12 protein-coding genes and 1 tRNA gene are annotated in these 11,711 nt (G+C 69.6%); 8 read left to right on the top strand and 5 right to left on the bottom strand.

What is annotated here, in order from left to right; genetic code table 11:
• The first annotated feature begins 159 nt into the window (after positions 1-159).
• From ACX938_RS15070 to dtd, 8 genes are all read left to right on the top strand, one after another.
• A complete protein-coding gene (locus ACX938_RS15070) occupies positions 160-1,059 on the top strand; it encodes a 5-bromo-4-chloroindolyl phosphate hydrolysis family protein (RefSeq protein WP_459431674.1) in 900 nt (299 codons plus the stop codon).
• Between the two features lie 24 nt (positions 1,060-1,083).
• Entirely contained in the window at positions 1,084-2,283 is a 1,200-nt protein-coding gene (locus tag ACX938_RS15065; RefSeq protein WP_232755295.1) for a toxic anion resistance protein, read from the top strand.
• A gap of 4 nt (positions 2,284-2,287) precedes the next feature.
• Positions 2,288-3,274, top strand: a complete 987-nt coding sequence (locus ACX938_RS15060; protein ID WP_232755296.1) for a DUF2927 domain-containing protein — start codon at positions 2,288-2,290, stop codon at positions 3,272-3,274.
• Positions 3,275-3,299: 25 nt separating this feature from the next.
• On the top strand, positions 3,300-4,430 hold the full coding sequence (locus ACX938_RS15055) for an SPFH domain-containing protein (protein WP_459431673.1): 1,131 nt from the start codon (positions 3,300-3,302) through the stop codon (positions 4,428-4,430).
• Positions 4,431-4,468: 38 nt separating this feature from the next.
• Positions 4,469-5,065, top strand: coding sequence for a cytochrome b/b6 domain-containing protein (locus tag ACX938_RS15050; RefSeq protein WP_459431672.1), 597 nt, complete (start codon positions 4,469-4,471; stop codon positions 5,063-5,065).
• 99 nt (positions 5,066-5,164) lie between these two features.
• Positions 5,165-6,253, top strand: coding sequence for a TFIIB-type zinc ribbon-containing protein (locus ACX938_RS15045; protein WP_459431671.1), 1,089 nt, complete (start codon positions 5,165-5,167; stop codon positions 6,251-6,253).
• 78 nt (positions 6,254-6,331) lie between these two features.
• Positions 6,332-7,234, top strand: a complete 903-nt coding sequence (locus ACX938_RS15040) for a carbohydrate kinase family protein (protein ID WP_459431670.1) — start codon at positions 6,332-6,334, stop codon at positions 7,232-7,234.
• Positions 7,231-7,674, top strand: coding sequence for a D-aminoacyl-tRNA deacylase (gene dtd, locus ACX938_RS15035; RefSeq protein ID WP_232755301.1), 444 nt, complete (start codon positions 7,231-7,233; stop codon positions 7,672-7,674). The genes ACX938_RS15040 and dtd overlap by 4 nt, the downstream gene beginning before the upstream one ends.
• Positions 7,675-7,917: 243 nt before the next feature.
• Here dtd and ACX938_RS15030 read toward each other — a convergent pair whose 3' ends face one another.
• From ACX938_RS15030 to ACX938_RS15010, 5 genes are all read right to left on the bottom strand, one after another.
• Positions 7,918-8,643, bottom strand: a complete 726-nt coding sequence (locus tag ACX938_RS15030; protein ID WP_459431669.1) for a Crp/Fnr family transcriptional regulator — start codon at positions 8,641-8,643, stop codon at positions 7,918-7,920.
• A gap of 329 nt (positions 8,644-8,972) precedes the next feature.
• Positions 8,973-9,485: an NUDIX hydrolase gene (locus tag ACX938_RS15025; protein WP_459431668.1), complete on the bottom strand. Its 513-nt coding sequence runs from the start codon at positions 9,483-9,485 to the stop codon at positions 8,973-8,975.
• Positions 9,486-9,491: 6 nt separating this feature from the next.
• On the bottom strand, positions 9,492-10,100 hold the full coding sequence (locus ACX938_RS15020) for a hypothetical protein (protein WP_459431667.1): 609 nt from the start codon (positions 10,098-10,100) through the stop codon (positions 9,492-9,494).
• Between the two features lie 62 nt (positions 10,101-10,162).
• A tRNA-Arg gene (locus tag ACX938_RS15015) sits at positions 10,163-10,239 on the bottom strand.
• 70 nt (positions 10,240-10,309) lie between these two features.
• Positions 10,310-11,695 carry a sensor histidine kinase gene (locus tag ACX938_RS15010; RefSeq protein WP_459431666.1) on the bottom strand — a complete coding sequence of 462 codons (1,386 nt, stop codon included), beginning with the start codon at positions 11,693-11,695 and terminating at the stop codon, positions 10,310-10,312.
• Positions 11,696-11,711 lie beyond the last annotated feature (16 nt).

Genomic DNA, 11,711 nt, shown 5'->3' with positions numbered 1-11,711 from the left:
TGTATCTGGTAACTGCGTCGGCAAATCCCTAGGTTCCGAACGTGTCCAGGGAAAAGGGGCCGCGCATGGCCGGGTCCGGGTTCCAGAAATTCGCCTTCTTCCTTCTGCTGGCCTTGCAGGCGGGCGTCGCTCTCGGCTGGCTCGGAGGGCTGTGACCCCATGTCCCAGCGCTTTGGCGGACGCTACAGCCCCGAGACGGGCAAGACCCCCGGCACCGAGGAGGCGCCCCCGGCCTTCCACGGCGCGCGGGTCAGCCCGGTCGGTGCCCGCGCCAACCTGATGTTCCTGCCGCCGGCCCTCCTGGGGCTGAGCGCGCTTTTCTCCGGGGCGACCGGGTTGGTCACCGGGCTTGCCGGCGCGGCGGTCTGGACCGCGGGCGCGATGCTGCTCCGCGAAGGGCTGAAGGCCGAGGCCGCCTTCGAGGAGCGCAAGATCGCCCGGCGCCCCGCCCTGCCCCGCAAGGTCTTTGCCGCCGGGCTCTCGGCCCTGGGCACCGGGCTCGCCAGCGTCACCCATGGCGGCGGCCCGCTCGAGGCCGGGCTTTTCGCGCTGGCCGGCGGCGGGCTGCATCTCGCGGCCTTCGGCATCGACCCGCTGCGCGGCAAGGGGCTCGATCACATCGACGCCTTCCAGCAGGACCGCGTCGCCCGGGTCGTCGACGAGGCCGAGGCTTACCTGTCCGAGATGGTCGAGGCCGCCCGCCGCGCCGGGGACCGCGCCGTCGAGTCCCGGGTCGAGCGGTTCCGCGCCGCCGCCCGCGCGCTCATCCGCACCGTCGAGGACGACCCCCGTGACCTGACCGCGGCGCGCAAATACCTCGGCGTCTACCTGATGGGCGCCCGCGACGCGGCCCAGCGCTTCGCCGAGATCTTCGCGCGCAGCCGCGACAGCCGCGCCAAGGCGGATTTCCTGGCGCTTCTCGACGATCTGGAAACCTCTTTCGGCAAGAAGACGGAAAAACTGCTGGTCGATGCCAACAGCGACCTGCAGATCGAAATCGACGTATTGCGGGACCGATTGCGCCGGGAGGGCGTTGGCCTCGACCGGCCCGCGAAGTGACTTACAAGACGGGAGACATGATCCATGTCCGAACAGGTTCAGGCCAAGGCCCAGGCAGCGGAAGCGGAGCTGCGCGACGTGAGCGAGCGGAACTTCCCCGCGCCGACCCCCGCCGATGAGGTGACCGCGCTCGATCGCGCCGATGCGCCTCTGGCCGACGAGATCCGCGCCCGCATGGACGAGATCGACATGGAGGACAGCAACTCCATCGTCGCCTTCGGCGCCGCCGCGCAGTCCGAGCTGCAGGAAATCAGCCAGTCCATGCTGCAGGGCGTGAAGAACAAGGACGTGGGCCCGGCGGGCGACAGCCTGCGCGGCATCGTGACCACGATCCGCGGCTTCTCGGTCTCCGAGCTGGACATGCGCCGCAACCGCTCCTGGTGGGAGAAGCTTTTGGGCCGGGCGACGCCCTTCGCCAAGTTCACCGCCCGCTACGAGGAGGTGCAGGGCCAGATCGACCGGATCACCGACGAGCTTCTGCGCCACGAGCACACGCTTCTGAAGGACATCAAGTCGCTCGACCTGCTCTATGAGAAGACGCTGCAGTTCTACGAGGAGCTGGCGCTTTACATCGCGGCGGGCGAGGCCAAGCTGGCCGAGCTCGACGGCACCGAGATCCCCGCCAAGGAAGCCGCGGTCGAGGCCGCCTCCGAGGACCGCCAGGTCATGGCCGCCCAGGAGCTGCGCGACCTGCGCGCCGCCCGCGACGACCTCGAGCGCCGGGTGCACGACCTCAAGCTGACCCGCCAGGTGACCATGCAGTCGCTGCCCTCGATCCGGCTGGTGCAGGAGAACGACAAGAGCCTGGTGACCAAGATCAACTCGACCCTGGTCAACACCGTGCCCCTCTGGGAGACGCAGCTAGCCCAGGCGGTCACCATCCAGCGCTCGACCGAGGCCGCCGCCGCCGTGCGCGAGGCCAACGACCTGACCAACGACCTGCTGACCGCCAACGCCAAGAACCTGCGCGACAGCAACCGCGCGGTGCGCGAGGAGATGGAGCGCGGGGTCTTCGACATCACCGCGGTGAAACAGGCCAATGCAGATCTGATCGGCACCATCGAGGAAAGCCTCGCCATCGCCGACCAGGGCAAGGCGCGCCGCGCCGAGGCCGAGGAAGAGCTGCAGAAGATGGAGCGCGAGCTGCGCGACACGCTGGCCGCCGCCAAGGCCCGGCGCACCGGCACCGGCGACACCGCCGCGACCTCGGTTCCGGCGGGCTGACCCCTTGGCGCGGGCGCGGGCATATCCCTGGCTGGCGGCGGGCCTCGCGCTCGCCCTGTCGGGCTGCGCGCTGATCGACCAGTCGCCCGCCCCGCCCGGCACCGCGCCCCAGGCCCGGCCCGACGCGCTGACCCCGCCGCCGCCCTCGGCCGCGCGCGAGCCCTCGGCCGAAAGCCGCGAGCTGGCGCGCTACTACGAACGGGTCGAGGCCGATCTCGTGGGCCAGGGGCTGATGCGCACCGACGGCGGCGGCATCGACACGCCCTATACCGACACCCAGCTGGCGCGGAACTTCGAGCAGATCGCCCTGGCCGAGGAATACCGCCGCGGCGCCGGGCTGCAACGCTCGGGCGGAGAGCTGGGGCCGGTGAAGAAATGGCGCCAGCCGATCCGCGTCGCCGCCGAGTTCGGCGCCTCGGTCCCCGAGGAGGCGCGCCGCGCCAATGACGCCGAGCTCGGCCGCTACGTCACCCGCCTGGCGCGGGTCACCGGCCATCCGATCTCCATGTCGGAGAGCCGCACCAACTTCCACGTCCTTTTCATGTCCGAGGACGACCGCGACCAGATCGCGCCCCGGATCAAGGCGCTGGTGCCCGACATCGACCCGGCCTCGCTCTCGGTCTTCCGCTCGCTGCCGCGCGCCATCCACTGCCTGGTCATCGCCTTCTCCGACGAGCCCGGCGGCTATGCCTACGGCAAGGCCATCGCGGTGATCCGCGCCGAACACCCGGGCCTTTTGATGAAATCCTGCATCCACGAAGAGGTGGCCCAGGGCCTTGGCCTCGCCAATGACAGCCCCTCGGCGCGACCCTCGATCTTCAACGACGACGACGAGTTCGCGCTGCTGACCACCCATGACGAGATGCTGCTGAAGATCCTCTACGACCCCGCGCTCACCCCCGGCATGAGCGCCGAGACCGCCCGCCCGATCATCCGCCGCCTCGCCACCGAGCTGACCGGCGACCGGATCGCCCGCGCGGGGCCGAACTGACCGCACAGCCCCTGGGAGCGACGCCATGCCCATCTTCGATTTCCTCTCCGGCCAGTTCATCGACGTCATCCATTGGACCGACGACAGCCGCGACACGATGGTCTGGCGCTTCGAGCGCGAGGGCCACGAGATCAAATATGGCGCCAAGCTGACCGTCCGCGAGGGACAGGCAGCGGTCTTCGTGCACGAGGGTCAGCTGGCGGATGTCTTCACCCCCGGTCTATACATGCTCGAGACCAACAACATGCCGGTGATGACCTCGCTGCAGCACTGGGACCACGGCTTCCGCTCGCCCTTCAAGTCCGAGGTCTACTTCGTCTCGACCAACCGCTTCACCAACCTCAAATGGGGCACCAAGAACCCGGTCATGCTGCGCGATCCCGAGTTCGGGCCGGTGCGCCTGCGGGCCTTCGGGACCTATGCGATCAAGATTACCGACCCGGGGCTCTACCTGACCGAGATCGTCGGCACCGACGGTGAGTTCACCCGCGACGAGGTCTCCTTCCAGATCCGCAACATCATCGTCCACGAGGTGAGCCGGACGCTGGCCTCCTCGGGGATCCCGGTGCTCGACATGGCGGCCAATACCGCCGACCTGGGCCGGCTGGTCGCCGCCGAGGTCTCGAAGACGCTGGCGACCTACGGGCTGACCATGCCCGAGCTCTACCTCGAGAACATCTCCCTGCCGCCGGCGGTGGAGAAGGCGCTCGACGCGCGGACCTCGCGCGGGGTGGCCGGCGATCTCGACCAGCACATGAAGTGGCGCGCCGCCGAGGCCATGGCCGAGGGCGGCCAGGCGGGCGGCGCCATGGGCATGGGGCTCGGCGCGGGGCTCGGGATGCAGATGGCCGAGGCGGTCGGCGGGCGGCGCGGCCCCTGGGGCGCAAGCCCCGGCGCGGGGCCCGCCCCGGCCGCCGCGCCCGTGGCGCCGCCGCCCCCGCCGCCCGAACGGGTCTGGCACATCGCCGAGAACGGCGAGACCCAGGGCCCCTTCAGCCGCGCGCGGCTCGGTCGCATGGCCTCCGAGGGCAGCCTGACCCGTGATACATTCGTCTGGACCCCGGGCCAGGACGGCTGGATGCGGGCCGAGGATGTCACCGAGCTGGCGCAGCTCTTCACGGTGATGCCGCCGCCCCCGCCTCCGCCGCCGGCCTGATCTGAAACCGATCCGCCCCGCGGGACGTAAGTAGAGACATGAGTGACCGCGCCGCCCCTCCTTCCCGGTCCGGCCCGCGCTGGGCCGCGCGGCTTCATGCGGCCCTGCCGGCGCGGCGCAGCTGGCTCAAGGCCATGCACGCGGTGATGATCCCGCTCTTCATCTGGTTCATGCTGGTGCAGCCGCGCGACGTGGTGCCGCTGGGCCCGCGCGCCTTCCAGTTCCACTCGGTGCTGGGGCTGATCTTCTCGACCCTGGCGGTGATCTGGACGCTGGACTACCTGCGCCGCGGGCTGGCCGGGCGGCCGGGGCCCAAGCTCAAGCCCTGGCAGCGGCGGCTGCACCGGGCGCTGCATCACACGCTGGTCCTCGGCATCGGCTTCGTGGCGCTCTCGGGGTTCCTCCTGGGGCTGACCAGCGCGCGGCTCCTGAAGGCCGGGGGCTTCCTGCCGATCGCGCCGCCCCTGAACATGCCGCAGGCCAACGACTGGATCGGCACGATGCACACCATCGAGTTCTACAGCCTCGGCGCCGTGGCCGCGGTGCACGCGGGCTTCCACATCTGGCGCCACGTCCGGCTGAAGGACAACGCCCTGCGCATCATGGCACCGAAGGCGCTGCACCGCTTCCTCTAGCGCGCGCCGCCCCGGGCTCCCGGTTTTCCGTTGAACCCCGGGCCGGGCGCGGCGACAGTGCGGCTGCCCCTTGCCGCCCGCGCCCCGGAGGATGCTTCCATGCCGCTCGAGGATCACCGCTTCCCCTGCGACCAATGCGGCGCCGACCTGCGGTTCGACCCGTCGAGCGGCGACCTGGCCTGCGGGCATTGCGGCCATCGCGCGCCCCTCGAGGAGGCCGGCCCCTGGGGCGGCGGCATCCGCGAGCTGGACTTCGAACAGGCCATGCGGGACCTGCTGCCGATCCAGGAGATGGAGGTCACACGGGTCTCGCAATGCCCCAACTGCGGCGCCTCGGTGGAATTCGACCCCGACGCCCATGCCGCCGAATGCCCCTTCTGCGCGACCCCGGTGGTCAAGGACACCGGCGAGAACCGCCACATCAAGCCGCGCGGCCTCCTGCCCTTCGCGCTGACCGAAGAGGCGGCGCGGGAGGCCATGGTGGCCTGGCTCGGGCGGCTCTGGTTCGCGCCGAACGGGGTGCAGGACTACGCCCGCAAGGGGCGGCGGATGCAGGGCATCTACGTGCCCTATTGGACCTTCGACGCCGACACCCGCTCGCGCTACCGGGGCGAGAGGGGCACGGTCTATTACACCACCCGGCAGGTCATGCGCGACGGCAAGATGACCACCCAGCGGGTCCAGAAGGTGCGCTGGCGCGCGGTCTCGGGCCGGGTCGCGCGGGCCTTCGACGACGTGCTGGTGCTGGCCTCGGGCTCGCTGCCCAAGAGCCACACCGAGGCGCTGCCGCCCTGGGACCTGACCCGGCTCGAACCCTACCGCCCCGAGTTCGTCGCGGGCTTCCGCGCCGAGGCCTATACCGTCGATCTCGACGAGGGCTTCACCGAGGCGCGCGGCCAGATGGACCGGCAGATAAGGCGCGACGTGAAGTTCGACATCGGCGGCGACCGCCAGCGCGTGCACCAGGTCGAGACCGATGTCTCGGAGGTGACCTTCAAGCATATCCTCTTGCCGGTCTGGATGGCCGCCTACAGGTTCCGCGGCAAGAGCTACCGCTTCGTGGTCAACGGCCAGACCGGCCGGGTGCAGGGCGAGCGGCCCTATTCGGCCTGGAAGATCGCCGCCGCGGTCCTGGCGGGCGCGGTGCTGGCGGCGGGCCTGGGCTATGTCCTGGCGGTCTACGGATGACCGCTTGCCCCGAGGGGCGCGGAGCGGATAGTTAGCGGTAACATGGCCCCGCGCGGGGCCCGGAGAGGGAGGTGCCAGATGATTCTCTGTTGCGGCGAAGCGCTGATCGACATGCTGCCGCGCGAAAGCGGGGCCGGAGAGCCCGCCTTCGCGCCTTATGCCGGCGGCGCGGTCTTCAACACCGCCATCGCGCTGGGACGGCTCGGCGCGCCGGTGGGCTTCTTCAGCGGCCTTTCCACCGATCTCTTCGGCGACATCCTGACCCGCGAGCTGGGCAACAGCCGCGTCGACAGCAGTTTCGCGGCGCGGTCGGACCGGATCACCACGCTGGCCTTCGTCACCCTGACCGACGGCCAGGCGCGCTACGCCTTCTACGACGAGAACACCGCCGGGCGGATGCTGACCGAGGCGGATCTGCCCGACCTCGGCGCCGAGGTGCAGGCGCTCTTCTTCGGGGGCATCTCGCTGGTCTCCGAACCCGCCGCCGAGACCTATGCCGCCTTCGCCGCCCGCGAGGCCGGCAAACGGCTGGTGATGATCGACCCCAACATCCGCCCGAGCTTCATCAAGGATGAAGCGCGCTACCGCGCCCGTCTCGACGCGATGCTGGCCGCGGCCGATGTGGTGAAGCTCTCCGACGAGGACATGGACTGGCTGGGCCTCACGCCCGAGGACCTCGTGGCGCGCGGCGTGGCGCTGGTGCTGGTGACCCGCGGCGCCGACGGCGTCGATGCGACCAGCGCCGAGGGCACGATCCGCGTCGCCGCCGAACGCGCGCAGGTGGTCGACACCGTGGGCGCGGGCGACACCTTCAACGCGGGCTTCCTGGCCGGGCTGCACCGGGGCGGGCTTCTGGAGCGCGCCGCCTTCCGGGCCGCGGGGCTCGAGGATCTGCGCGCCGCCGTGGGCCTCGGCGCCAAGGCCGCCGCGGTGACCGTCAGCCGCGCCGGGGCCAACCCGCCCTGGGAGACCGAGCTGTGAGGGCGCTTCTGCAACGGGTCAGCGAAGCCCGGGTCGAGGTCGAAGGCGCGGTGATCGGCGAGATCCGCACCGGGCTGATGATCCTGGTCTGCGGGATGCAAGGCGACACCGAGGCCGAGGCCGACAAGCTCGCGCGGAAGGTCGCCCGGATGCGGATCTTCCGCGACGACGCGGGCAAGACCAACCTGGCGCTCGGCGATGTCGCGGGCGCGGCGCTGGTGATCAGCCAGTTCACCCTTTCGGCCGACACCCGGCGCGGCAACCGCCCGGGCTTTTCCGGCGCCGCCGCCCCGGATGACGGCCGCCACCTCTACGAGCGCTTCGCCGCCAGCCTGCAGGCCGAGGGCGTGCCGGTCGCCACCGGCCGTTTCGGGGCGGAAATGGCGGTGCATCTGGTCAACGACGGGCCGATGACGATCTGGCTCGACACAGCGGAATGAACACGAGGTTCGCTGCCGCCAGGTCACTTGTGGGTTTGTGGAGTTTTCCCGCGCTGCGGGCGCAGACAACCGGCGCGATTTCCGAACCTCTGTTCGCTTAAACCCCGCAACCAGCGCGCGAAACGCGCCCCGGGGTTACGCCCGGGCATCTTCCCCGGCTTGTGGATAATTGCGTGGACAGTCCCGCGAAAGGTGTCGGGACTGTCGCCGAAACAACCCGATGCGTGACCTGCCCGCCCGGCCCTACATCAGCGGGCGCGGCAGGGTCGGATGTTCGACCAGCCCGACCTCCTCCAGCGTCTCGATGTCGGGGACATGCAGCCGCCCGTTGGTCCAGTTCGCCAGCTTCTTCTCGCGCAGCTGGGCGAGCGTCTTGTTGGTATGGACCAGCGACAGCCCCAGCGCGTCGGCCAGGTTCTGCTGGCGGTAGGGCAGCGGCACCGAGCTGCCCTCGCGCATCTCCAGCGCGTCGAGGCGGCGGTAGAGCCGGGAAAAGGCCCAGGCGATGCTCTCATAGGCCGAGCGCTGGCCGATGGTGGCGAGCGCCTCGCCCAGGAAGCGCTCCTCGGAGGCGGAAAGCCAGGTCAGGTCGAAGGCCCGTTCGGCCTGGTTGCGGAACAGCGTCCAGAGCTCCGAGCGGTTGAAGACGCAGAGCGTCATGTCGGTCGTCGCCTCGACCGAATGGGTCATATATTCCATGACCCCCGCCTGCAGGCCGATGAAATCGCCGGGCAAAATGAAGGACAGGACCTGCCGCCGCCCGTCGGCCAGCAGCGTGTAGCGCAGCCCGAAGCCCGAGAGCGCGGTGAAAAGCTGCGGCGAGTTCGACCCTTCGGACATCAAGGGCGTGCCGGCCTGCACGGTCATTTCCCCGACCTTGAAGCGCTCCATGAAGCCCACCTCGCGGTCGGACATCGGCTTGAACAGCTCCAGCCCGCGCAACGGGCACTGCGTGCATTTGGTCGTCATCCTCACCCCCTCACCCGGCCGCAAAAAAATCTGGCCGAGTATGTCACAGTTTAATGCGCGGGGGCGCGCGGTGATCCAGAAGGGGCGCAATCCGTCCGGCGAGTTGCACATTCGCAATCCCGCCATCAGGGAACCCGGCGCCGAGATCGGCGTTTATCGGGTCTCTTGGGACGCACAAGAGCGCGCCGAAAGGCGCGAGGAATTCGGATTCGGAGGCCGTAATCCTGTCGTTAGGCTGAGGGGCCAAGACGGTGGGAGCCTTCGAAGCGCAAGGGTCGCATCCCGCCGGTGCGGCCCTTGTTGCTTTCTAAGGCCCCCTTTCCCGGGCCTCAGGACGCTTTCAGAAGCTCGCGCACCGCCGGAAGTTTCTTCGGCTTGGCGCTGTCGAGCGTCAGGAGAAGCTCGGCCAGGTCGGCCTCGACGACCCGTTTCGCCGCCTGGGCCGGCTTGAACCAGCGGCGCTTTCGCTCGCCGCTCTCCTTCCAGCGTCTTTTCAGTTTCTCAACGATCATCGGGTAGACCCGCACCAGGCAGGGCACGATCCGCCCGTCGTCGAGGATCTTGGGATACCGGTAGGTGCCGATCGCCTCGCGGCCGATGTAGCCCAGCGCGCCGGCCTCCTCGAGCGCCTCGATCTCGGCGGCCCGCCAGGGCTTCTTGCCGTCCATCTCCCAGCCCTTGGGCATGACCCAGCGGCCGGTGTCGCGCGAGGTGACCATGAGGATCTCGACCTTGCCATCCTTCTTGAATCTCAGCGGCAGCGCCGCGATCTGTTCGCCTATTTCCGGCATCTCCTTGTCCCCTTGCCCGATCGACCTGCCGTCGTTTTGTGTCTTGTCCACTCACGTTTACATGAACGGATGTCCAAGCGGCGCATACCCGGCGGCCAAGGCGCCCGTGATGGGGCGCGGCGTGAGCACCGTGAGAGCACCGGTGACGCTGGCCGCGGGTTCATACCCCTGGCTTGTCCAACGCCACATCTTGTCGCGCCAGAGTAGCAGAGCCACAGCATCTTCTCCAAGAACGAATGTGCCGTCGGGCAATTCGGCCCGTTTCGCCTGCCAGCGCGCGTCCGGCCCCGTCCGCGCCGCGTGCAGGAGCCTGTCCATCTCCGCGGCCCGCGGCGCGGGGCCCAGCGTCGGACAGGCCCGCGCCAGGGCGTCGCGAAAGTCCAGGTAGGCGGCCCGCCGGCACTCCGCGCAGGGCCTGTGGCCCGCGGCCAGCGCCACCCATTCGTCGCTGAAGAACAGCTCGGTATAGCTGCGCGGCATCATCATCTCGGGCCGGTGGCGGCCCTTGAAGTCGAGCAGGCAGGAAATCCAGGCCCGGCCGCGCCAGCGCGCCCGCCCGAGCCGCTTCTGCCCGTCGTGCAGCCGCCCGCGATTGCCCATGAGGCTGCCGCGCGCGGGGTCGGCGACGATCTCTCCGAAAGGCGTGACGCGGTTCTGAAGGGGCATGGCGAGAGGGCCCGAAAACGAGGAAGGCCGCGTCCCCTGGGGAACGCGGCCTTCGGGAATTCTGGCGGACCGAGGAGGATTCGAACCCCCGACCCCCTGATTCGTAGTCAGGTACTCTATCCAGCTGAGCTATCGGTCCGTTGGGGCGGCAGATACCCCCCGTGCCGGATGAACGCAAGGGCCCCCTGCGGGATTTTTTCATCAAACCGTCAAAGATCGCCCATCGGCAGGCTGAGCCGGAAGACGGTGCCGTCCTCGTCGCTGCGCACCAGTTCGAGACGGCCGCCATGGCCGCGCACCAGCTCCGAGACGATGGCCAGGCCCAGCCCCACCCCGCCCTTGCGGGCGCTGCCCTGGAAGGCCTGGAACAGGAACTCGCGCGCCTTGGGCGGCAGGCCCGGGCCGGTGTCGCAGACCTCGATCACCCAGTCGGTGTCGGTGACGTGGCCCGCGACCGAAATCTCGCCGGGCTGGCCGCCGCCGATGATCGCCTGCCGCGCGTTGCGCACCAGGTTCGAGATCATCCGGTGCACCTGCTCGGGGTCGCCGCGCACGCTCATGGTGGCGGGCACATCGGGCGAGAGCGAGAGGTCATGATCGCCGATCGCCAGGCGTTCGGCCTCGAAGACATCCTCGACCAGCTCGGCCAGGTTGAAGCGGGTCAGCGTCGGCGCCGGCTCCTCGGCGCGACCGAAGGCCAGGGTGCTCTCGCAGAGGCTCACCGCGCGCTGGATCGAGTTCACCAGCTTCGGCGCCATGCGCTTGACGGTCGGATCCTCGGAGGCCTCGATCCGGTCGGTGAACAGCTGCGCCGAGGTCAGGATGTTGCGGAGGTCGTGGCTGACCCGCGCCACCGCGCCGCCGAGCTGGGCCAGCCGCTCTTTCTGGCGCAGCGACTGGGTGAGCTGGGTCTGCAGCGATTGCAGCGCCTCCTGCGCCTCGCGGACCTCGGTCACCCTGGCGTAGGGCTTGATGATGCGCCGGGCGTCCTCGGGCGCCTCGGCATAGGCCTGCATGTTGCGCACCACGGACTTGATGTTCTTCACCAGGAGCTGACGCACCGCGAAGAACAACAGCCCCGCGGTGATCACCGAGATGAAGGCCGAAAGCGCCAGGATGCGCAGACCGTAGTCGATCATCGCGTCGCGCATCTCGGTGGTGTCCATGGTGACCTCGATCAGCAGCCCCGCCTCGCGCGAGGGGCTGCCGATTACCCGTATCAGCGAGGGCTCGGGCTCGATCAGGCGCCGCACGGCGTCGTAGATCAGCATCGGCGGCCCGGCCTCGCGCAGATCGAAGGTCTCGTCGATCTCGCCCGGCATCGGCGAGGTCAGCACCAGCTGCCGCGCGGTGTCGCGCCGCAGCACGATGTTGAAGACCCCGGCGTTGAGCAGCAGCTCCTCCTCGAGGTCGCGGTCGATCATGTCTGCATCGGCGGCCAGCAGCGCCAGCGAGGCGATCTGCGCCCGCTCGAGCCGGTCGATCAGGTAGTCCTGGCGGAAGCGCGCCACCGAGGGGAAGAAGATGAAGACCTCGGCCAGCATCACGAAAAGAACCGTGAGGATCAGGAACCGGCCGGAGAGCGTGCGGAACATGGAAACGGTAAATACT

It is taken from the genome of Roseivivax sp., assembly GCF_054552075.1.
The sequence above is the reverse complement of the archived record's forward strand: the minus strand, read 5'-3'. Positions and strand labels throughout refer to the sequence as shown.